Below are 21,643 nucleotides of genomic sequence, written 5' to 3' on the forward strand. Positions count from 1 at the left end.
AAGGTTGATGGCCCCTGTAGCACCGCCGTTGCAGGCAACATTGGTAACCACTGTAGTACCTGAAATATTTGCTATTACATTTTGTACAGAATTAGAATATGCTTTCGGAGCCGTAGCACCAGTAGCTTCAAGTCTGAAATAATAGCCTGAAAGCAGGGAAGCATTAATTACAGTAAGTGTGTTAGACTGGATACCTGTAGCATTTTCAAAAGTGGGATCAATGTAAGACCAGTCGCTATTATTTGTTGATATCTGCCACCAGTATGATGTGGCATTACTGGCTGTTGCGGTATAAGTTACAGAACTACCTGCACATACTGTCTGCTGGGTTGGCTGACTTGTAAAAGCTGGAGCCGGAGGAGCAGGAGGGGTGTCAAAACACCCTGAAGGCACTGTTGTAGAAGGATTTGGAGAAAAAGTCAATGTCCAGTTTGAATCATTCATTACAGCCGTGCGTATTTGAGCCGCAGTTGTAAACGGGCTGCCGGAACAGTTAAATTTTCCTGATTGAGGTGAGTTTCCACCTGTAAAAAATGCGCTGGTTCCCGATACCAAACCGGGAGGCATCCGCGAGGCGTTGGGACCTATGGTACAAGGAGCATCATTCCATGAAGATGCTGACGTGCCACTCCCGCAATTAAAAAAGTTAATACCGGCTATAAATGTAACTCCTCCTCCGGTAACCGATCCGCTACCGCCTTGAAAGGCAATAACCTGGTCGCCTACATTTGACAGTGATAAACCGTTAGAAGAAGTACCCTCGGTAAGTGCTACAGTACCGTTTACGGAAGAGTTTGATGCCAGTGTGGCTGTTAACCCCTTTATCTTTATTTCGGTACCAAAAGGCAGTGCTGAGCCTGAAGTCCAGGTTGCAGTAGATTCTGTAGAACCTGCGCCAACCCACCCGGAACCGTTATACCCTCTATCAGTAAAACTGATTTGTGTACCTGCCGAGATAGCTTTAAGCAGCACAAATGAGTATTCATCGCCGGCAGAAGGGGACGGATTAGAATCAAAAGCCGTAAATACAATATCTCCGGCTGCAAGGGTGGTTTGTGAAAAGGCACGATGACCCTGAAGCAACACACCCGTAAAAAGGACGACTAAAAATAAAGTCCTGATTGTAAAATAAAAGTGTTTCATATACAGTAAGTTAAATTAAATACTAAAAAAGCGGTCTCCTTTTTTCATTCCGAAACCGGATAGCCGGTAAGCCGGCATAAAACCTTCATCTGTAAAGATGATATCTACATTCAGCTGTGTGTTGCCACTGCACTGAACTGTTATTCCCCCTGATTTTTCTATGGACAGCACAGTTCCGGGTATTTGCCTTTCTTCCCTAATACCTTCAGCTGCGACAGCCTCTACAATGCGGATATTCCACCCGTTCCATTGCGTATAGGCACCTTTGTTCCAGGGGTTGCAGGCTCTTGTAAGCGCCTGCACAGAATGTGCATCCTGTGTTTCCCAATTAATACACACTTCGCGTGCGCCCGGCCTTTTGTAATATTTGGCCAGTATCTCGTCCTGAGGTATGCCATTTATACTATTATTTATCACGGTCAGTACTTCGGGCAATATATTAGCACCAAGATAGGAAAGCTGTGTACACAGCAGCCCATGTGTGGAAAAAGCATCAATAGGTAGTATTTTCTTCATGATAATCGGCCCACAATCAATCTGTTCTTCAATAGAATGAACCGTAATGCCTGTTTCGGTACGTTGCTGCCTGAGCGATTCAAATACCGGGTCGGCACCCCGCATTTCGGGCAGCAGGCCATAGTGAAAATTATAAAACCTGCCGGAATACCTATTGAGCACCTCAGATGGAAGTTTCCAGGGAAAGGTCATGGTAAAGGCATATTTTACCCCTGCCAGCATTAGTTTGTTTAACTGAGGGATGAGAGTTTCTTTTTTGAGAATAATTAAAGGGATGCCTGCCTGTTTTGCATAAACAGAGCAAAAGTCCATAATATCCTTATTACCGGAAGGTGTCCCTATTGCATACAAAAGCCCCATTTCATGAAGGGACTGTATTGCAGGCAGGGCCATACGGTTATTGCATAAAATGGCTATGTGGCGATTTATAGTCATGAATCTAAACAGGCATAAGCATTAAGCCAGGAATTGGCAGTAGTAGTCCTTATAAAATCTATATCATGTTGCAAACGTTCGCGATCTATATCCAAGCCTCTGGCTTCCGTTATATTTGTTAAGTAGCAGTTACCGGTTTCTTTATTCTTTGTAACTGTGGCATAATATACAGGTGCTTCCGAAAAACCAGTCTCGGGGTTCATATATATTTTGCCCCGCGGAGAATTTATGCTGATATTCCCTGACAGTTCGCCGTTTGTAGCTGCTATGTATAAGGCAGCTTCCCATCCAAGTAACGAAAAAATATTTGCTTTGCCTTGCCTTATGCCCTCCATAGCAGCTACAAACTCCCGGTTATCATTAGAATCCATAGCAACTGACCACGGCACGGCACATTGCCAGTCACGCCCCGGGTAAGGGATTTTTCCCAGCCATTGCTCTTCGGCAATGAAGCCGCTTCCATAGGTGTTGTGGGAAACTATAAGGTTAAGTTTTGTGCTTTCCCTAAAAAAATCTTCAGCCATGTCGCCGCAAAAAGTAGCAAACAAAGCAGTCTTGTTATTATCCTGCAAATATTCCGCCAGCGGTTCAAGGGTAAAATCTTCTCTGCGCAAAGGCGTGACGTGGCTAAAGGCCACGCCTGCATTTTTTTCTTCGGCTGCAGCCGAATATACATAAGGCAGGCGGTATCCGGCATCATAAAAAGAGCAGGCAAAAGCAAAGTTACTGTTGCCCTGTTCTATAGCTTTTCGTACTATGGCTCTTGCGCAAAGTGCCCCCTGCAAAGAAATAAAACGTGCATTAGACAGCCTTTCCAGAAACTGAGGAAAATGATAGCCACTGTCGAGCACTAAAAGCTGTTTTCCCGCGCTTACAAAAAGAGGGTGTATAAACTCGGCTGCCATAGGGTTTATATAAGCGATAATCAGATCTGTACCGTCAAGCAGCATTTGTTCGCTTTGGGCATATATTTCCTCGTTTTTACCAGCTATGCCTATTCCTGCCGACACTATTTGATGGCTATTTTCAATACCCTGCATTTTTAAGGCCTGTTTAAAGCCGTCCATAATGTCAAAAGACATTGATGGATATATGACCGATCTGGGCAAGAGTAATCCTATTTTCATGTATTTGATATTTAATGCTATTCCCCTAACAATTTTTTATGGTTGTTAGGGGAATATTAATTAATATTTATTCACTTTAGCCCCTCGAAGGGAAAATGCCCCATAAGCAAATAATATAGTTCATCCCTAAATAAGGCTGTTCAATATTCATAGGCTGATTGCTTCCTACAGCACTTATATTTACAGCAGTTTGCACCTGTCGCATTGTTGTATCGGGAGTTGCAGAACTATACAGCCCCTGCAATGCGGCAAGATTGGTATTAGAAGGCGATCCGCTATCTCCCGAATCAGAATACACAGGGATATTCACTGCCGTATTAGGTACAGGATAATGCATATGAGCAGGCAGATTAGCCAAAGTAGCAGTAGCCGTTGGTGTTCCTGTCATCTCGCCAAGCTTGAATGAGGAAACAGCAGGGGCTGTACCTGTGCCAACAGGAACGCGACCCCGCATATCGGGTAAAGCAAAAGTCTGGACGCCATTGCCCCCATACATTGTTCCTAATAGACTGAATAGTGCCTGGTTAGTATTGATGGACAGCAACTGTCCTGCACAGTATGCCCATGTTTTAGGCTCAAACGGGCCGGCAAACATTCTTATTTCTGACATTGTTCCTTCCATAATTTTAATGCTTTTAGAGTTAAAACCAGTTAATTAATTTCTGGAAGGAAAGATACCTTCCAGGCAAATGATGTAATTGAGTGCCGTAACAGGCTGCATAATGTTAAAGGGCACTGCCATACCCGTAGCGCTAAGCGTTAATGGTGTAGTGATAGGAGCCAAATGCGAATCCGGTTGTTCGGAAGAGTAAGCTCCGTTGGTTGATGCCAGCACTGCATCTGTAGGTCCGCCTGATCCTGCTCCCGACGAGGCAGGAGTAGTTATGTTAGCCAAACCAATGTGAGTATGGGCAGGCATTTGATTTATTGTCATCGTTACTGTTTCTGTACCGCCCACCTCTCCTAAACTTACACCGGGGAGACCAGGGCCCGTACCTGTGCCTATGGCTATGCGGCTGTAAAAGTTGGGAAGCTCAAAATTTGTGATCCCATCACCGCCATAAGTATCGCCAATTACTGCATACAAAGCTGAATATTCACTAATACTTAAGGCTGTGCCGTCACAATAGGCCCAGCTTCGGGGAGCAAAGTTCCCTGCAAATAAGCGGATTTCTCCAATTGTACCTTCCATATGATAATATTTTTAAAGTTTAATTTTTTACTAAAATCACTAGGTTAATTATTGACGGGCAGGAAAAACCCCATACATGCAAATAATATAGTTCATGCCTATTACGGGCTGCATTATATTAAAAGGCATAGAGCTTCCTGCAATACCTATGCTGGCATTGTATGGTATAGGCTTAAGGTGTGTGTCGGTCTCCTCTGTGGTATACATTTGTGGCTTGGAAGCTAAAACATTACCTGTGGGACTCCCGGTAGTTCCTTCATCTGAATAAGTGGGGATTGTTACATTTACACTTGCGGCATGTGTGTGTGGCGGCAGATTAACCGAGGTAAGGGTGACAGTATTCACCCCTATGCTTTCCCCTAAAGAATAATAACTAAGCCCGGGGCCCTGGCCGGCTCCTATAGCCGTGCGGCCGCGAAGATCGGGCAGTGCAAAAGTTTGTACACCATCACCTCCGTAGGTGGTGCCCAAAATTGAATACAGTGCTGTGTTTGACCTGATGGCAATTATACTGCCATCACAGTACCACCACGATTTTGGGGCAAAAGAAGCGGCAAAGAGGCGGATTTCTCCAATAGTTCCTTCCATAATCAGTTGGTTTAAAATGAAACATAAAATGATTTTTGTCTTGGTTTGTTATTCACTCCATTTCCGGAGCAGGTTACTGTAATTTTGTTGTAAAATATTCAATTCCGGCTTGTTGTTCCCTGAATTGCCCAAACTGTTAATTACCTCGCGCAGGCTATTAAGTATGGCTCTCTCTTCAGTTCCCTTAACAAGGCTTTGTATCCAGGTAACTGCCACGTGCCTTTCACCTCTTATTAGTTCCCTTACCCTGTGTAACTGCGCGCATGGATAGCAAATAGCATCGCCTTTATCAAGTTTATAAAGTATGTTTCCCGCCGGGGCGCTTAGTTCCAGTTCCCCGCCTTCATACTCCGAAGGATCGTTAAGAAATATTGTCATTGCAATATCCGTGCGCATCATGTTACCCATCAGGGGGCTGTCTACATGCCATCCATATCCTTCCCCTGTAGTATATCTGCTTATAAGAAAGGGGTAAATGTTTTTTGGGAAAGTAGCATTTCTAAACAGTTCATTTTGGTTGATTGCCGTAAGCAGGATTTGCTGAACACCCATATACTGGCTACTTTGCATATTCATTTGCTGGTTATGCTTTACTTCACGTGCAGCATTTGACGCGGTATTTTTTCCGTCATCATAAGGGGCTTCTGATATCAGATCCACTATATCCTGCAGCTGGTTATCGTTTAGCAATTGCTTAATACGGAAGTATGTGTTCGAGTCGTTCATCTATAGCAAATATATTATTAATAAAATATATTATTATATTATTGTTATGGATTTTTTTTACATTTTATTAATATTTTTAAGCTTTAATTAAATAATAAATAATATTTAACCTATTTTATTTGTTTTTTTTGGATTAAAAATAAGCTTGAATAGCCAGTTGCTCATTTCATTAATCATAATGTCCATACCTAACAAAATGATAATGTCGCCTTCCACAGCGGGTTTCACCAAGTCTTGGTTACCGGGTTAAGCTGGCGTGGGGGTATTAGGCCGGTAAAAATCGATGACCATTTATACAATACTAACTTACTCAATGTTAATGGTTTATTATTGCGTAGAATTACCTGTTTTTAAAAACAGGTGTTTTTACTTATAAAAATGTCTGTAATATTTATCAATTAGATAAATGAGCCATTTCTGCGATTCAGAATATTTTTTTGTCTGGGTAATAGTAGGATACAAATTTGAGCCAAACATCACCAGATAAAGATAAAGTTGCTAAAAATAAAAAACCAATTAAATTACTGTTTTATAAAAATTTAACTGGTTTTGTTTGTGATGTTTTGTATAGTTTTGCGCCTGCTATTTACCGATGCAGAAAGTAATGCACCCTTATAATATGTGGTGTTCTAAAAGCAAATCAATGAATACTCAATATTATTTATAATTTTCCCTTTTATTTCGATTGACATGATTTTTAATTGAATTAATTTTTAACAAATCTACTTTTGAATTTGCGAAAGGAAAATAATCAGCTATATTATCTAATTCAAATAAATTTAATCCTGATTTTAATTCAACATATTTCAAGATCATTTTAAACTCCGTCTCTCTTGGATTTTGACTTTCTGCAAAGTATATATATAAATCGTCAAGACAAGATAGCAATTTTATCCAATAACCACCAGTATGAGGACCCTTTTTTCCAACTTTGTGAATATAAAATTGATTAATTCTTTTTTGAATTGGATTGGTTTTAGAAGTTGATTCGCCAATATATAATATATTTTCATTTTCATCCCAAAATCTCATGAGATAGTGCTTTACTTGGCTAATACAAAATACTTTCTCATTTTCAATTTCTAAATTGGGAGCATCATTCAGCCAACTATTAAAAGTTTGTTGACAAATATTTAGTTCAATTTTATTTTGATTGTGTATCAAAGGATCATTTGATGTTGAGATTACATAAACTCCATTAATATTTGCATCTAATTTCTCATTCCACTTATATGGCTTAGAATATTTTAAATTAACTGTCTTAAAAAGAGAATCAACTGAAATAGACATGGTTTACTGTTTAATTTTTAGATCATCAAAATGATCTATTTTACTAAATAATTTTGATTTTGCAAAAGTAATACTAAGTATCCAGATTAAAATTGTGGACAATATAAATGAAAACAAATATCTTAGTGACTGGTTACAACATTCTTGCATTAAATTTAGATTATGAAAAAGGAGAAATCCCCAAGTAACAGTAACTATATAAGAAAAAAGGATAGCTACTTTTGAGGTTGATATATTTGCTCCCATTATTGGACTAGCGTAATTATTTTGGGTATTTTTATTGGCATGTATAAAATAGATTCTTTTTTTTTCGTCCATCCAAATATTTCTTTTTCATAATTGTTCACGAGCGTGATAAAATTTATATTCCAATAATAATACCCTTTCATGCTCCAGTACCATAAACATGAGAATGTAAAGCCCAGAGAAATTATAAGAAACTCTAATAGCTTTTTATTTTCGAAATATTCACTACATACAACTGTATAATATGCAACTAAAATAGCTCCAATTGCTACATAAAAATAACTAGCCCATTTATTAAAATTGTCATAATGAAAATTTCGAGCAGTTATTAAAATTTTATATTTTTCGAAGTCTTCGTTTGATATTTTATTTTTAGTTTTTTTACTCATTTTTGGATAAACTTTTTACAACTTCTTTAAAACTATTTAGAGCACTTTCTAAGCTATCAATTATTTCTTGTGCTAATATCTCGGGTTCGGGTAAGCTATCTAAATCAATAAAACTATCATCTTTCAGCCAAGTAATGTCAAAATTTACTTTATCCCTTGAAATCAATTCTTCATAAGTATATTTTCTAAATCGTCCATTTAAGTTTTGTTCACTCCAAGTTTCGACTGTATTTTCTCTGCTTCCGGCTTTATAACATTCAACAAATGGTTTTAAATGTTCAAATTGTAATGGAAACTTTTTTAATGTATGATGAACATTAGTTCTGTAATCATAGAACCAAACTTCTTTCTTCTTTGACTTTTTCTTATCCAAAAACAAAACATTACATTTCACACCATTAGCATAAAAAATTCCTGTAGGAAGTCTTAAAATGGTATACAAATTTGTTTCTTCTAAAAGTTTTCTTCTGATAGTTTCTCCTGCACCTCCTTCAAACAAAACATTATCAGGAAGTACAATAGCAGTCCTACCATTTTCTTCTAACATACTTATTATATGCTGAACAAAACATAATTGTTTGTTACTGGTAGTAGTCCAAAAATCATTTCTTAATATATATGATTCTTGTTTGGCTAACTTTTCATCATTAGTTATAGTATAAGTACTACTTTTTCCAAACGGTGGATTTGCAAGTACGATTTTTACTTTATCTTTTGGCTGTTCAAGCAAGCTATCTTCAACCTTTATTTCAGGAGTTTCTTTCATATCTCCAATTCCATGCAAGAACAAATTCATTAAGCATAATCTTGCTGTGGAAGGAACAATATCCCATCCATGAAAAGTATCAAATTGTAAAAATCTCTTTTCATTTTCTTTTTGCAGTTGTTTGGAATAGTTATTATTCAAAAATTCAATTGCGCCAAGAAAAAAACCACCAGTTCCACAGGTTGGGTCTGAAATTGTTTCTAATGGTTTAGGTTCAATACATTCTACAATTGCTTTTATAATTGAACGAGGTGTGAAATACTGACCTGCACCACTACTTTCTGCACTTTTTTGTAATAAACTTTCGTAAATATCTCCTTTAATATCTACCGATTCAGAAACCCAATCATCTTCATTAAGGAGTTCAATAAGTTTTTTTAATTTATAAGGGTCATGAATTTTATTTTGAGCTCCATTAAATATATTACCCAGCATTTTTCCTGAACGAGATAATGTATTCAGAGCATTGATATAATCTAATGTCAGTCCCTCTAATGGATGTTTTAGAAAAAATTGCCAATTACAATTTTCAGGAATATTAAAATCTCTATTGTATGGGGGTCTTGAATATTCATCAGCCATTTTAAGAAATAACAAATATGTTATTTGTTCTAAATAATCCCCATAACTAACTCCGTCATCTCTTAATGTATCACAGAATGACCATATTTTTGCTACTAAATTATTTGTTGTCATTGTAATACTGCATTTATGTTTTCAAGCCAAGGATAATTATCCTTATCTTTAGATTTTTCTTTTATAAAACATTTTACAACCATGGTGTACGGTTCTGTCTTTTTCGTTAAATTCACTAATTCAACATAGCATTCACTTATTTTTGAATTAATTTGTAATTGAGTTGGATTATGATGTTTGATGTAATTATTAGCTGTTTCAATTATAGTTTCACATTTTTGCCATATTTTATTCCTACTTCTTTGAATAGGAGTATGGTCTAAGCCATAGAACTTTATTGATAATATAGCTTTTGTATTATTAATTAAATTTTCTTCTGCACTATAAGTTGGATAAACATCTCCGTTACTATCAAAAGAAATTAAAGTAACATCATTTGGATTTATTGGGTCTATTAATAATGGACTCTCACAGTTACAGATAAAGTCTTCAGGCTGTGCTATTAAAGAATTTTGGTTTAGAGGGAAATAGTTTCCTTTACCATATACTTCCGTTCCATTTTCAAATCGGTCTTTTCTTAATTTATTTACTAAACTACCTGCTAATCTAAAGTTTTTCCAATGAAATGATAGCCACCAATATCCATCATCTCTTATAACAACTCCATTTTCATTTTTTGACTGGGCTTTAGGTCTATAATGTTCAATTTCCCATTCAGAGGAATTTTCTGGGGATTCTGAATACCAACATTTATGACCTGATAATTCTGAAAGTGTTGAGTACAATGCTCTCCAATGATTATTTTTTGACCAATAGTCACTTCTTCCTTTAGCGTCTAAAGGTTTAATATTTTCCAAATGCTGGTTTGCCACATCTAGCCAATCTTTAAATGTGGTATCTGCATTCAGTCTATTGAAAGTTACTTCAAAATCAGAAATGTCAATGTACCTCATTATCGTTCTGATTCATTTCTTTAAGAATTTTTTCAACTGCTAATTTACTGGCTTCTTCAAGCATTACCTTTTGCTTGTCTGTAAACTCAATTTGTTGAATTATCTCATATTTGGACATTTCAGCTAAATACATTTGAAACCATTTATCTTCAACCTCTTCATAAAATCCATATTCTTCTAATTGTGATTTTTTGACTTTGTATTCTTCATATTCTTCATTTGTAATATCATTTCTCATTAATTTACCTTGCAAATATCTTTTTCTATTTAAAAGTAATTGAGTTTCTTTATCCAAAATAGTTGGTAAACCAAATAATTCACTTGTAAGGATTCCTGCAACGCCCATTCCTTTGGGGTCTTTTTCAGCGGGTTCAGCTATTACATTTCCATTCTCAGGATTTCTTCTAAAAATTCTTATTTGTCCTTTTTTTAACCCACCAATAACTAATGGGGCGTGTGTGTTAATTATGATATGGGTAGTTAAGTCCATACTTTCTGTTTCGGAATCATTTCTATAAATATCATTCAATAAATCTAAATAATGCCATTTCCATAGAGGGTTTAAATGTGTGTCAGGTTCATCTAACAAAACAAGTGTTTCTTTATCTTTAGTAAATTTAAGAAGTCCTAAAACAGTTAATAATTGTTGTTCACCCTCGCTTAATTCTTTGAATGTAATCTCATTATTAACATTTGTCTTTTTTACCTTTACTCTTACCTCATCAATTAAGTCAGAAATATAGGTACTTTCTAATGCTTTAAATAAATCGGTATTTGTATGATAAAACTTATTTAATTCTTGTAGTTTTTCTTTGGTAGGAACAAACAGATATAAGAATTCTTTTTGCTTATTTGAAGAATCTCTGAAACTTTCTTTATGCTCTTCATAAACATCAATTGGAGCAAATGAAATTTCCCAAAGTTTATCTAAAAACTCTCGTACCAATCCTTCTGCTCCCCACATAAACTCATCTTGAAATTTTGCATTTTTTTGCCATTCAGGTTTTTGAAACTTAAATAAAACTGATTCCAAATTTTCAATATTCAAATAGTCTAAAAGAAATTTTTTGGTTTTTTCTTCTTCAAAAGTGTAGAACGCTAATAATACAAAATAAGAATGCACCAACTGAACATAGAACATTCTTCTAAAATCTTCAACATCTTCTTTTGTTACTCCTTTGACTTTGGCTTTATTATAAAAATTTCTTTGATTTTCATCAAAATGGTCTTTTAGCTTATTACTGATACCTGAGTAATAGGTAAACACATACTTGGGTAAATAGATTTCTTTATTTATAAAGAATGATTTGTAGGATTGTTTCTTTTCATCAACATATATTTCATAAGATGACTTTTTTGTTTTCTCATCTATCTTACAAGTAATTTTTATGTTGTGTTTTCTGCATTTATACTTTATTTCATATTCAAATTCTGGAAATCGTGGAGTTGAACCAGCCTTGCTTAAGTCTAAATATTTGAAAATCAAAACTAAAGACTCAATAAAATTAGATTTACCAGTAGCATTTTGACCAAGAAGGACAGTATTTAATTCATTTTCGTCTAAATCAATTTTAAATTGTTTTAGATTTTTAAAGTCTTCAATGTATAAACTATCAATTCTCATTTTAGGGAAATTAAACTTCCTTTTTCCGTTTTTTCTTCAATGATTTTTTCTTGAACTTTTTTAAGTTCTGAATAAAATTTTTCTATGTTATCATTATACATAGAATCTTCCCATAATTGTTTTGCAGAAATAGGTTTTTTATTTTTTTCTAAGACCTGAATGATAGATAATTTTTCTTTTTCCATTCTTTTGATTTTGGGACGGTTTTTAATTACCTCTTGCTGACTCAATAAATACTGTTCTTTTTCATTTTGGATATTTTTAAGCAAAATATCAGTTGAAGTATCTGTATTTACTTGATTAAGTAGTATTCCTTGAAAGGCTTCTTGAAGGATTTTATCTTTAAGCATTAGACTAGCTAAATAACTTTCGTTTATTGATTTTTTTAAATTGTTACAATAAATTTTGGTCTCTTCTAACTTATCAACTATAGCTCTTTGTTCAAGAATTGTATGTTTTGGAATTTTAAATTCTAAAATTTTGTACAAAGCCAATTTGGGCTGAGAAGTCGATTTAATTGATTGATTGATTTGTTGTTTTACAAAGGGAGAATCGAGAAGATAAATTAAATAATCTTTTAATAATCTTTCTTTATCAAAAATAAATTTAGCTGCATTTTCAGTAAGAATTGTATTCGACAAATTGTTTGGTATAGAACCAACTAATCCAATAGTACCTGCGATTGATATGTAAACATTTTCGCTATCAATTGAGTAAGTTTTTAATTTTTCATAAACTTCTTCAGATATATATTTGAGTTTGCTTTCATCAACAGAATAGTTTGAAAAATCGGATACCCTAATATACGGATATTCAGTTTTATTTTCACTGTAACTAAAATTTTTAGGCAATCTTTTTCCTCCTTTTATTTCAACTAAACTTTCAAGATTGACTAATTTACTATTTTTGCCTAAAGCTTTATTTAATGATATTGTCCATAAATTCTCAACATCTTTTAAGCTTTTTTCAAACTGCTCTAAATTTTTATCTAATTCGCTAAATAACTCTTCAAGTTTTTCAACAATTCTATTTTGTTCCTCAATTGGAGCAACAGGAAAAGGAAAACTATTTAGTACTTTCTGACTAATGTTAGGCTGTGCACTTCCTTCTCTTTTGTTTAAGAGTTCATCTTTGGAACTCATCAGATAATAATATAAGTATTTAGGATTTACGCCAAATGATTTTATTGAAGCGACAGCTTGATTTGTAGTTGCATCAACACCTAAAAAAGCCATTCTACCAACAGTATTACCATATAATGCAATCAATAATGTACCTTTTGGGAAAATTTTAGCACTTGAATAATCTACAGCCTCTTGTGTTATATATTCTTCTGTTTGTGTAATAACATTGTAATTAAGCTCCCCCGATTTTACCCATGGAATATCCCCTCTGAAATAATTAGAGTTCTTTCTATCGGGAGTTCCTCCACTACTTGTAACAGAAACTTCATCTAAAGTAACCCATTTCCAATGTTTTGGAATGTCTTTGAAGATTTTTGCCACTTAATAATATTATGAAAAATTTAATATCACAAAATAGCACGATTTTTTAACTTTTCAAGTTTTTATTAGTGTTTTTTTACGCAAATTTTATCTTACAATATGTGTTAGGACGTCAAAATGTTTATTTATATAAAAATTGTATAATCCTTATACCTTTGTCCACATATTTGTAACATCAATTCTAAGAGTATATTCCTCTGATATGTCACGTTCGATATCTTCACAGTTAAAGATTAAAATAGCTTCAACTTTACTAATTTTATATTTTTTAAAATGTAGTGGGATGTAGTCTGACTTAATAATCAGTTTCTCTCCGATCTCTCGAGTTTCATTTTGCACCCACATATTCTCACTATCACCAAAGTCAGTATACATACTTAATACATCCCGATACTCTTTTTCAGTTAGTGTACTTTTATTTGCTAGCGTAAATTCAACTTCTACGGTTGTATAAACTTTCTCAAATGTGTAACTAGATAAATTTTTTACTTTTCCTCTAAATTCATATTGGTAAGAATTTCCCACTTTGTTGAAACCATCCTTATCTATGTGGATAAGTTCAAACTGAAATATTTCCGTTGCATCACCTGATGATTCGCTTTTTGTTTGGCACGAGTAAAAAAAAGGTAATAATATTACAGTAAATAAGGTAAGCTTAACTTTCATAAATTAGATGTTTTGATTATATATAAAAAAAACAGGCTTGAGTCATTGACATTACCTGTTCTCGAGGGAGTCGAAGCCCTTTCCACAAAGTAAAGCAACGCCCAAGCCATACGCTTGAGCATTTTGCTAAACTTTTTCCTGTGGATTAAGAAATTTCGACTTTTCAAGAACAGAATCAGTTTGCTAAATGCAAGTATATATTTTAATTTACTAGTTTTTTTACATCATATTTTTCTGATAGTTTGCTGTAAAATTAATATTTTCTTTTTGAACTTCAACAAAATATATAAGAACACTGCGTTTACCTATGTTTAGCATTGATTTGCGCAATGTTCCGATTAATTATATATGGTTTTATTCCTCTTTCAAAATTATAAGGCTAACAAAGATATTTACTATAAAAATCTATTACCTTTTTATCTATGATTAAATCATTATGATACAAAGAAGAAGAAAAACTTAAACCATCAATATTTGTACATCGACTTAGTGCTACATAAGTTTGCCCATGTAAAAAAGCTCCATAATCAAAATCAATATGAACCTTATCAAAAGTTAGTCCTTGGCTTTTATTAGCAGTTATTGCCCATGCTAATTTTAAAGGGTATTGTACAAATAATCCAACTGCTTCTTTTTTAAATTTTTCATTGCTACTGCTTTTGTATTCATATTCAATCCATTCAGCCTTATTTACGTCAATTAGTCTTTTGTCATCAGTTAAAACTATAATTTTTTTATCATCAAGATATTCAACTATTCCTAAAGTACCATTGTTATAACCTGCTTCTCTATTGTTTTTTACAAACATAACTCTCGCTCCTTTTTTTAGTCTTAGATTCGTTTCAACAGGATAGTTTTTAATTTAATTTTTCCTGACTCTAAAGAATTATAATTATACTCTGTACCTTCTAATAGGGCCAATCTATTATCGTTAATTTGTTTCGCCCTGTTGTTAATGGTTGTAATTATAATGGCAGAAGTATCTATGTCGCTTATTTTTTTTACACAAGTATTATTAAGATTATTTAGCATTTCAGTTGATATTGAATTTAACCTTATTGAATCTAGTATTTCCATAAAAGACGAATCCTTTTGTCGATAGCATATTTTTAATTCAGATGAATTTTCTTTTAAGCTACTAAAGGATTTAGCATCAAAAAAATGTTCGCTATTCCAATGTTTTTTAATTAACGCTCTTTCATTTCCAACAACAACAGGAGCTAATTGAAATGGATCTCCAACAGTTAAAAGCTGAACACCTCCGAAGGGTTCTTTACAACATCTAATTTTCTGAAGAAGTTTGTTAACACAATCTAAGATGTATGAATGAACCATTGAAACTTCATCTATGACAAGCAACTCTAGCTCCTTAATAAACATTTCTTTATCATGAGTATATCGTATTTCATTATACCCTTTAAAGTTAGTATCTAGTAAATCTAAAGGAATTCTAAAGAAAGAGTGTATTGTTTCTCCTTCCACATTATTAGCTGCGATACCAGTAGGGGCTAAAACAGCATATTTCTTATTTGTATTTTCTAAAATATACTTAAGTAATGTCGATTTACCTGTTCCTGCTTTTCCTGTAAGAAATTGAGATTTGTTGTTATTTAGAATATCATTATAAGCTTTTTGAGCAATTTTATTATTATTAAAATTATATATAGATGGTTTCATATTTTATTACTGATTAATTAAGCTTCACCCTATATTATAAATGCTGAAACTTGTTGTTTTTGTTTTATGTGGTTATTAACTTCTCAAATTTTTCTTTCATCTTTTTTCTTATTAAAGAATGAGGGCTAGAAGATGATTCTTTAAGATTATCATGAACAAGTTTGAATTCTGCCATCATTGGTTTTAAGTTCTTTTTAAAGTCTTTATTCAGCATAGAGTAGGAGTAACATAAAGTTTTAGTATATGCCTCTATACCGTCACTCGGAAAGGCTAATACTCTAATACTATCAAAGGATTTCATAATCACGGTGTAACATTTATCCCAAATCTCTTTCTTCAATAAGTCAGCCAATGAAATATCTTTCCAACCAAATACATTTTTCGTTTTAACAGAGGATTTATGCACTATTTCATATCTGAGGATATTAGTTCCGTATAAACCACTCTGCTTACCCTTGTCGTAACATTTTATTGTATAATGTGTAAAGGAGCAAAACTTACTATATGGCTTCCCTGATTTGTTATAGAACACGTTAAAAGGATTTGTGGCAGTTGTTACAACAGATTGAAATCGTTCAATTATATCAGCATAAGGCTTGTAATCTCCAGTGACAATATTAAAGCCATATTCAAATCGCCCTAATATTTTCATTTCGTTACAGTCTCTTTGAAAAGCTAACTCTAAATATTCCACCGTTTCGGTAAGATTGCTCATTGTGTAATCATTGCTATTAATAGCACCTAATCCTAAAATTTGCCCATTGTAAAATTTGTGAAGAGAGTTGGAAACCTTAATAATCGAAGTTTTTGGAAAATAGTTAATTCTTAAATTTCCCCAATCTATTTGAAGCCTGTCCCCAAGAGGTTTCGGAGTCTCTTGGATGCAGTATTCAGTTAAATGATTAAACTCTTCAGGACTAAACTCTTCAATTTGAAAAGTAACAGAATCATACATGACTGCTTCCTTTCCTGTCTTTAAGAAAACGTCTTGCTTCCTCTTCAATTTCTGCTTTTGATTTTAGCCTGTTTTGAGTAATGTAAGCAATTAACTCCGATTTTTTGTAGTAAATTTTTTTTGAGCCGTTTCCCCTGTAGTAGGGGAGTTTTTTCTCAAAATTCATTTTATACAAAGTACTCTTGCTTATTCCAAGAAAAAAGCATGTTTGTTGAACATCAAGAAAATCATCATTCCCTGAATTCATTTTTCTATCAAGCAATTGCTCAATAGCCGATAAAATAGTTTGCATTTTAGTAAAATAAAATTCTTCGATCTGGGATTAACCCGGCGATTTTTACTTCTTAATCTGAAGTGAAGAAGAACTTTATTGTCTGAATAGACTTCTGTGTAGATACTTCATTGCTAATGTAGAATATTTTTTTTATATAATCACTACGATAGCCGAAAATTATTAATATTGTTTAATAATATTTTTTATGGACGTAAATTATCGAATTAGAAAAAAGAATGAAGCTACTGGTGTAAGAATTGTTTCTCAGTATGTGCAAGAATTTTGGGAATGTGGTTGGCAACCATTTGATAGTAGGAATGATGAAGGAATAGATGGCTTGATATTAATGCTTAGAAAAGGAATCGATTTAGGAGTTAGGATTAATGTTCAAGTGAAATGTGGACCTACCTATATTTCAAGTATCAATAAGGATGAAATAAGAATTTCAATAGATGACGAAAAAGGTTTACTTAAACATATTGAATACTGGAAGAAACAATTAGAACCTGCGATATTGATTTTTGTAAATCCTTCATTACCAATTAAGGATAAACATGGAAATATATTAAAAGATATAAATAATAAAATTCTTTTAAAAGAAAATAGATTACACGCAAAAGCATGGTGGGTCAATCTTAAAGATGAAAATTTACAACCTGATAATACAAAAACTATTGTAAGAATCCCTAGAGTAAATGTTTTTGGTGAACATAGCAAAGGAGATTTTCTTAAACTGATAAGACCTTTGCAGTCAATTGAACACTTACCAAAAATTTTGCTTAACAGCGACAGCAAAGGATTATTATTATCGATGAATTTAAAAAAAGATGCAAGAGAATTTTTTAAATCATGGAAAAATAAGAAGGCTGTGTTTTGTAAAGCTATTAATAGTGAAATTATTATATCTAAAATTGGATGGAGACATATTTTGCATAATAGAAGAGGTAAAGAACGTAGAATTATTTCTTTAAAGTTATTGGGTATTGCTAAGCAAATTATAGAAGAAGTTACTGAGAAATATCTACTTAACCAAAAAGAAACGATTTCAAGATTAGAACAAAAGTATGGACTTAGAGCAGTAATTAATGATAAAATCACAGGTACTCAAGTAGTTCAAGTAATAATTTTACGTGTAACGAATAAACATACACAAGAGACTATATGGAAGTTTTATAGCGTACATTACAGAAGATAGATGCATTACCCTTGTTTAATTAACCAATTGAGTGGTCATCTCGCGTTAAAACGCTTAAAAATAGCCGGCCACACATCTACCTTTTCCATAATGATGTACAAATATATTTTATTTTAATTATAAACTAAAATTTGGTAACTTTTCCACGGCTTCAATTTTTGTTTTATTCATTACCTTGGCATAAACCGAAGTTGTTTTTAGTTCTCGATGCCCTAACATTTTGGAAACAGTATAAATATCAACTCCATTATTCAAGAGTAATATTGCATTCGTGTGTCTTGCACAATGAAAGGTTATGTGCTTTTTTATACCTGCATTTGCTACCCACGTAAATAAAGCAGTATTAAAATATGAGCTATATCGTAGACCGACAAATACTCTTTCGTTATTATCTCCAATATTTCCCATTAATTTAACTGCATTTGCCGCTATTGGTAGTACTTCTGAATTCTTCGTTTTACGTTGCGTATATACAATATGATATGCACCGTTATCGGTTCTAACGTCTTTCCATTTCAGGTTGTGAACATCGCTCCAACGTAAACCTGTAAGACAAGAAAATAAAAAGGCTCGTTTAAGTACATTATATCTGCAATCTGTAGCAATTAGGCTATCAACTTCTTCTTTTGTGAGATACTCTCTGTTTGTATCTACTTCTTTAATGCATTTTACCCTTGCAGCAGGATTGTCTTTTATTAAACCTCTCCTGTATGCTTCATGGATAGACCCTTTTAATATATTAAAATAGGAAGAGGCAGAATTTGGCTTTAAGTTATTTAATAGCTTAGACTTGAACTCTTCGAGATACCTGACAGTTAAATCAGTAAACAAAATTGAACTATTAAATTTGTTTAGATGTTTATATACACATTCCCAGCTTACAAGATTAACACCTGTTCTTTCTCTTTCAGCTACTAAGTCGAGAAAATATTCATTGAACGTGCGATATGTTTTTTCAGGTTTTTTAAATCCAAATATATCATTTTGTAATTGATACAGTCTTTCAGTCTGTATTCTTTCTGCAATAGCATATGTCTGTTTATTCATTTGTTTTTTTGCTGGATTACCTTTTTCATTTTCGAGGTAGAGCTTTAAGTTTTCCTGCCATTGATTTTGATGGGCGTAAAGGTCTAAATAAAGTGCGTATCGTCCCTCTTTCAATTTTCTTTTGCGAATTGTAACAGTCATTTTTTATTGAGTTTTATTGAGTTTAACAGGATAAATTTAAAATCAATAAATGCTCAATACAACTTTTGAATTAATATCCATACAAAAGGAAACAAACGGAAAATATAAACTCACGGAAGTCGTGAGTTTACAAAGGTTTTAATGTTGAAATGTTTCTTATTGTTTCCTGTTGTTGACTTGATTTACTTTCCGATACAGAAATTAACTTTCCAGTAATTTCAAGGCTTTACATCAGGCGAGGTACAAATAGGGTACAAAGTTTTAGCAAAAATTGCAAAACAATACAAATAAAACCGCTTTGTTTTATGATACAGGAAGAATAGAACTTTGGGGCTGATTATTTTACAAAGATAAAGTTTTCAGAAACACTTTGTATTGATAATGTTACTTTTTGAAGACGCGAAAAGTTTCTCCTGTCAAGGAACAGTAGAGCAGGATTCGAACCTAGTGGCTGAAACCCGCGTCATTACTGCAAATGCAAAATCGTTAAATAATATTGCCACGATTTTGCCATAGATTATAATTTGGTAGCAGATTGTACTGTCTTAACCGATTAGTTACTTAGCAAAGATATATCAACTTTTTGCAGCATTTTATCAAAGTCAGCAGCTGTAGTATTCTTGTACGAACTATTCTTAATATTTTCAATATACTGATCACTATTGTAATTCCAAAGATACATTTCCTCTTCGAGACTATTCTTGTCGCTTGATGACATAGGTAGTTGGCAAATCTCGTTATATATTTTATTACGAAGCTTTGTCAAAAGACCCGGTTCGGTAGCTAAAAAAAATTCTGTTATCATCTTCCTCAACTGGATTTTTTTGTCAGATTTATTCATAGCGGTTTTCAATTAGTACGTTAAGGTACAATAATAAATGGCTATAATTACATCAGTATTTTTATTTAACGTTATTCATTCGCTTAACAACCCAATTAATAGTAAGGCCTTGTCCAATTATGGAGAATAGCACAATAAAATAACAGCAGGAAAGTATACTTTCCCTAAATGGTGAGGCAGGTAACGATAGCGCCATTGCTATGGAAATACCTCCGCGAAGGCCTGCCCAGGTTAAAGTGAAAAGGTTGCTCAACCTTACTTTACCCAAAACAAACAAGGTTGGCAATGATACACTGGCCATCCTCGCTACCAGCAGGATTATGATCCCAACAAATCCCAGTAGCCAGTATTCCCGTAAAAAAGGCATTGCTACAAGTTGTAGGCCTATCATCGCGAACAGGATAGTATTCAGCACCTCATCAATAAGTTTCCAGATTTGCAGCAGAAAGTTATCGGAAACAGAGTCTTTATTAAAGCTTTTATTGCCGATAATTAAACCTGCCGTTACAGCTGCAAGGGGAACCGATACTTTATAGTAACTGCCAACCAATGCAATGCCCAGGACCAAAGCGAGGGAGATTAAAAGTATAGTCTGAAAGTCCTTGATCGACTTAATGAGTCTAAAACCCGTAAAACCGCCAATGAGCCCAATTACTATACCGCCAAAAACTTCTTTTAACAGTATTCCTGCTACATGGGATATAGTAAGGGACGCTTCTGGTTGTTGCGCAATTTCTAAGAGGGTCACAAATAATAGTAACCCAACGGCATCATTAAAAAGCGATTCGCCTGAAATAATAACGCTTAGTTTTGGAGGAATTTGGGAATGTTTTAATATTGAGCTTACGGCAATCGGGTCTGTAGGTGAAATTAATGCGCCGAAAATACAGCAGTATACAAATGGGAGGGGAAAATTGATAATCCTTACGGCAAAGAACAGGAGTGTACCGAAAATTGTTGTTGAAAGCAGCACACCGATCGTACTTAAGAGAAATACAGGCCATCGCTGCTCTTTGAGCTTTTTATAATCAAAATGCAATGCACTTGCAAAAAGGAGGAAGCCCAGCATAATATCCAGCAGTACCTTGGAAAAATTTATCCCTGAGGATATCTCCCTGACTTTCTCTGCGGTCGCAATATTTGCTTTACCCAGAAATATTATTAAAACCGAAACAATTACCGAAATGGTCACAACACCTATGGTGCCAGGCAGTTTCAGAAAGCGTTGGTTGAAATAAGAAAACCCGGCACTAATGATTACCAGTACCGTAAGCAGCGTTAATATATCCATATTATAAATTCATAAAGTTAGCTACTATCTCTCTTGAAATTGCCAATAAGTTCACAATAGATAAAAGGTTGTGAGCAATTTAACAGCTTTGCTTTGAATGAATGCCTATCATTGACGGACATAGCATTATAATTAAGTAATGCTCTAAATAATCAGGATTATGGACTTACGAAAATTAACAAAGCTATTGGGAAAGCCGATAATTATAAACAGAATACAGGTATTTACAGACAGCGCCGATATTACTGAATGTATACAGGGTATATTGAAAGAAATTAAGTCACATTCAATACGGATTGAACAATGTTTTACAGATGGGGATTATATCGATAAAAAAACGTCGTGTACCATCAGGGAGTTTACAGACGAAGAATTTGTCTTAGTGGCACCGCTGTGGAATGTAACACGAACAAATTAATT

The 21,643-nt window shown here is 33.8% G+C and carries 22 protein-coding genes and 1 pseudogene; 2 read left to right on the forward strand and 21 right to left on the reverse strand.

Going from position 1 to position 21,643, the window contains the following annotated elements; genetic code table 11:
• The 18 genes and pseudogenes from GSF09_RS00005 to GSF09_RS00090 all read right to left on the reverse strand — a co-directional run.
• Nucleotides 1-1,143: pseudogene (locus GSF09_RS00005) on the reverse strand (hypothetical protein); the annotation flags it as partial.
• A gap of 15 nt (nt 1,144-1,158) precedes the next feature.
• Nucleotides 1,159-2,094, reverse strand: coding sequence for a methionyl-tRNA formyltransferase (locus tag GSF09_RS00010; RefSeq protein ID WP_159798868.1), 936 nt, complete (start codon nt 2,092-2,094; stop codon nt 1,159-1,161).
• Entirely contained in the window at nt 2,091-3,221 is a 1,131-nt protein-coding gene (locus tag GSF09_RS00015) for an ABC transporter substrate-binding protein (RefSeq protein WP_159798869.1), read from the reverse strand. The genes GSF09_RS00010 and GSF09_RS00015 overlap by 4 nt, the downstream gene beginning before the upstream one ends.
• Nucleotides 3,222-3,297: 76 nt before the next feature.
• Entirely contained in the window at nt 3,298-3,831 is a 534-nt protein-coding gene (locus GSF09_RS00020) for a phage tail protein (RefSeq protein WP_236564823.1), read from the reverse strand.
• A gap of 45 nt (nt 3,832-3,876) precedes the next feature.
• Nucleotides 3,877-4,413: a phage tail protein gene (locus tag GSF09_RS00025; RefSeq protein ID WP_159798871.1), complete on the reverse strand. Its 537-nt coding sequence runs from the start codon at nt 4,411-4,413 to the stop codon at nt 3,877-3,879.
• A 48-nt stretch (nt 4,414-4,461) separates the two neighbouring features.
• The gene (locus tag GSF09_RS00030) at nt 4,462-5,001 is read right to left on the reverse strand and encodes a phage tail protein (protein ID WP_159798872.1); all 540 of its coding nucleotides are present in this window, start codon (nt 4,999-5,001) and stop codon (nt 4,462-4,464) included.
• A gap of 48 nt (nt 5,002-5,049) precedes the next feature.
• Entirely contained in the window at nt 5,050-5,727 is a 678-nt protein-coding gene (locus GSF09_RS00035) for a Fe2+-dependent dioxygenase (RefSeq protein WP_159798873.1), read from the reverse strand.
• Nucleotides 5,728-6,384: 657 nt separating this feature from the next.
• Complete coding sequence (locus GSF09_RS00040) at nt 6,385-7,017, reverse strand: hypothetical protein (RefSeq protein ID WP_159798874.1); 633 nt, start codon at nt 7,015-7,017, stop codon at nt 6,385-6,387.
• 245 nt (nt 7,018-7,262) lie between these two features.
• On the reverse strand, nt 7,263-7,652 hold the full coding sequence (locus tag GSF09_RS00045) for a hypothetical protein (RefSeq protein ID WP_159798875.1): 390 nt from the start codon (nt 7,650-7,652) through the stop codon (nt 7,263-7,265).
• Entirely contained in the window at nt 7,645-9,114 is a 1,470-nt protein-coding gene (locus GSF09_RS00050; protein WP_159798876.1) for a class I SAM-dependent DNA methyltransferase, read from the reverse strand. The genes GSF09_RS00045 and GSF09_RS00050 overlap by 8 nt, the downstream gene beginning before the upstream one ends.
• Complete coding sequence (locus tag GSF09_RS00055; RefSeq protein WP_159798877.1) at nt 9,111-10,007, reverse strand: hypothetical protein; 897 nt, start codon at nt 10,005-10,007, stop codon at nt 9,111-9,113. The genes GSF09_RS00050 and GSF09_RS00055 overlap by 4 nt, the downstream gene beginning before the upstream one ends.
• Nucleotides 9,994-11,631, reverse strand: coding sequence for an AAA family ATPase (locus GSF09_RS00060; protein ID WP_159798878.1), 1,638 nt, complete (start codon nt 11,629-11,631; stop codon nt 9,994-9,996). Before GSF09_RS00060 ends, GSF09_RS00055 begins: the two co-directional genes overlap by 14 nt.
• Entirely contained in the window at nt 11,628-13,136 is a 1,509-nt protein-coding gene (locus GSF09_RS00065; RefSeq protein WP_159798879.1) for a restriction endonuclease subunit S, read from the reverse strand. The genes GSF09_RS00060 and GSF09_RS00065 overlap by 4 nt, the downstream gene beginning before the upstream one ends.
• A 147-nt stretch (nt 13,137-13,283) precedes the next feature.
• A complete protein-coding gene (locus tag GSF09_RS00070) occupies nt 13,284-13,802 on the reverse strand; it encodes a hypothetical protein (protein ID WP_159798880.1) in 519 nt (172 codons plus the stop codon).
• A gap of 379 nt (nt 13,803-14,181) precedes the next feature.
• A complete protein-coding gene (locus tag GSF09_RS00075) occupies nt 14,182-14,610 on the reverse strand; it encodes a hypothetical protein (RefSeq protein ID WP_159798881.1) in 429 nt (142 codons plus the stop codon).
• A 23-nt stretch (nt 14,611-14,633) separates the two neighbouring features.
• Nucleotides 14,634-15,479: an AAA family ATPase gene (locus GSF09_RS00080; RefSeq protein ID WP_159798882.1), complete on the reverse strand. Its 846-nt coding sequence runs from the start codon at nt 15,477-15,479 to the stop codon at nt 14,634-14,636.
• Nucleotides 15,480-15,543: 64 nt separating this feature from the next.
• Nucleotides 15,544-16,482 carry a hypothetical protein gene (locus tag GSF09_RS00085; protein ID WP_159798883.1) on the reverse strand — a complete coding sequence of 313 codons (939 nt, stop codon included), beginning with the start codon at nt 16,480-16,482 and terminating at the stop codon, nt 15,544-15,546.
• The gene (locus tag GSF09_RS00090) at nt 16,427-16,726 is read right to left on the reverse strand and encodes an AlpA family transcriptional regulator (protein ID WP_159798884.1); all 300 of its coding nucleotides are present in this window, start codon (nt 16,724-16,726) and stop codon (nt 16,427-16,429) included. Before GSF09_RS00090 ends, GSF09_RS00085 begins: the two co-directional genes overlap by 56 nt.
• 187 nt (nt 16,727-16,913) lie before the next feature.
• On the opposite strand from GSF09_RS00090, the gene GSF09_RS00095 reads away from it, so the two are divergent.
• Nucleotides 16,914-17,903 carry a DUF4365 domain-containing protein gene (locus tag GSF09_RS00095; RefSeq protein ID WP_159798885.1) on the forward strand — a complete coding sequence of 330 codons (990 nt, stop codon included), beginning with the start codon at nt 16,914-16,916 and terminating at the stop codon, nt 17,901-17,903.
• Nucleotides 17,904-18,020: 117 nt separating this feature from the next.
• On the opposite strand, the gene GSF09_RS00100 is transcribed toward GSF09_RS00095, so the two are convergent.
• From GSF09_RS00100 to GSF09_RS00110, 3 genes are all read right to left on the reverse strand, one after another.
• Complete coding sequence (locus GSF09_RS00100) at nt 18,021-19,091, reverse strand: site-specific integrase (RefSeq protein WP_159798886.1); 1,071 nt, start codon at nt 19,089-19,091, stop codon at nt 18,021-18,023.
• 553 nt (nt 19,092-19,644) lie between these two features.
• Nucleotides 19,645-19,809 (reverse strand): hypothetical protein, encoded by a 165-nt coding sequence (locus GSF09_RS00105; RefSeq protein WP_159798887.1) that lies wholly within the window; start codon nt 19,807-19,809, stop codon nt 19,645-19,647.
• A 184-nt stretch (nt 19,810-19,993) separates the two neighbouring features.
• Entirely contained in the window at nt 19,994-21,223 is a 1,230-nt protein-coding gene (locus GSF09_RS00110; RefSeq protein WP_159798888.1) for a sodium:proton antiporter, read from the reverse strand.
• A gap of 160 nt (nt 21,224-21,383) precedes the next feature.
• On the opposite strand from GSF09_RS00110, the gene GSF09_RS00115 reads away from it, so the two are divergent.
• Entirely contained in the window at nt 21,384-21,641 is a 258-nt protein-coding gene (locus GSF09_RS00115; protein ID WP_159798889.1) for a hypothetical protein, read from the forward strand.
• Nucleotides 21,642-21,643: the final 2 nt, after the last annotated feature.

Source organism: Flavobacterium sp. MK4S-17 (genome assembly GCF_009848495.1).
GTDB lineage: Bacteria > Bacteroidota > Bacteroidia > Flavobacteriales > Flavobacteriaceae > Flavobacterium.

Excerpts from the sequence above, each read along its gene's own strand:
- GSF09_RS00010 (WP_159798868.1), bottom strand. The coding sequence starts at position 2,094 with ATGACTATAAATCGCCACATAGCCATTTTATGCAATAACCGTATGGCC.
- GSF09_RS00015 (WP_159798869.1), bottom strand. The coding sequence starts at position 3,221 with ATGAAAATAGGATTACTCTTGCCCAGATCGGTCATATATCCATCAATG.
- GSF09_RS00020 (WP_236564823.1), bottom strand. The coding sequence starts at position 3,831 with ATGTCAGAAATAAGAATGTTTGCCGGCCCGTTTGAGCCTAAAACATGG.
- GSF09_RS00025 (WP_159798871.1), bottom strand. The coding sequence starts at position 4,413 with ATGGAAGGTACAATTGGAGAAATCCGCTTATTTGCAGGGAACTTTGCT.
- GSF09_RS00030 (WP_159798872.1), bottom strand. The coding sequence starts at position 5,001 with ATGGAAGGAACTATTGGAGAAATCCGCCTCTTTGCCGCTTCTTTTGCC.
- GSF09_RS00035 (WP_159798873.1), bottom strand. The coding sequence starts at position 5,727 with ATGAACGACTCGAACACATACTTCCGTATTAAGCAATTGCTAAACGAT.
- GSF09_RS00040 (WP_159798874.1), bottom strand. The coding sequence starts at position 7,017 with ATGTCTATTTCAGTTGATTCTCTTTTTAAGACAGTTAATTTAAAATAT.
- GSF09_RS00045 (WP_159798875.1), bottom strand. The coding sequence starts at position 7,652 with ATGAGTAAAAAAACTAAAAATAAAATATCAAACGAAGACTTCGAAAAA.
- GSF09_RS00050 (WP_159798876.1), bottom strand. The coding sequence starts at position 9,114 with ATGACAACAAATAATTTAGTAGCAAAAATATGGTCATTCTGTGATACA.
- GSF09_RS00055 (WP_159798877.1), bottom strand. The coding sequence starts at position 10,007 with ATGAGGTACATTGACATTTCTGATTTTGAAGTAACTTTCAATAGACTG.
- GSF09_RS00060 (WP_159798878.1), bottom strand. The coding sequence starts at position 11,631 with ATGAGAATTGATAGTTTATACATTGAAGACTTTAAAAATCTAAAACAA.
- GSF09_RS00070 (WP_159798880.1), bottom strand. The coding sequence starts at position 13,802 with ATGAAAGTTAAGCTTACCTTATTTACTGTAATATTATTACCTTTTTTT.
- GSF09_RS00075 (WP_159798881.1), bottom strand. The coding sequence starts at position 14,610 with ATGTTTGTAAAAAACAATAGAGAAGCAGGTTATAACAATGGTACTTTA.
- GSF09_RS00080 (WP_159798882.1), bottom strand. The coding sequence starts at position 15,479 with ATGAAACCATCTATATATAATTTTAATAATAATAAAATTGCTCAAAAA.
- GSF09_RS00090 (WP_159798884.1), bottom strand. The coding sequence starts at position 16,726 with ATGCAAACTATTTTATCGGCTATTGAGCAATTGCTTGATAGAAAAATG.
- GSF09_RS00095 (WP_159798885.1), top strand. The coding sequence starts at position 16,914 with ATGGACGTAAATTATCGAATTAGAAAAAAGAATGAAGCTACTGGTGTA.
- GSF09_RS00100 (WP_159798886.1), bottom strand. The coding sequence starts at position 19,091 with ATGACTGTTACAATTCGCAAAAGAAAATTGAAAGAGGGACGATACGCA.
- GSF09_RS00105 (WP_159798887.1), bottom strand. The coding sequence starts at position 19,809 with ATGTCATCAAGCGACAAGAATAGTCTCGAAGAGGAAATGTATCTTTGG.
- GSF09_RS00110 (WP_159798888.1), bottom strand. The coding sequence starts at position 21,223 with ATGGATATATTAACGCTGCTTACGGTACTGGTAATCATTAGTGCCGGG.
- GSF09_RS00115 (WP_159798889.1), top strand. The coding sequence starts at position 21,384 with ATGGACTTACGAAAATTAACAAAGCTATTGGGAAAGCCGATAATTATA.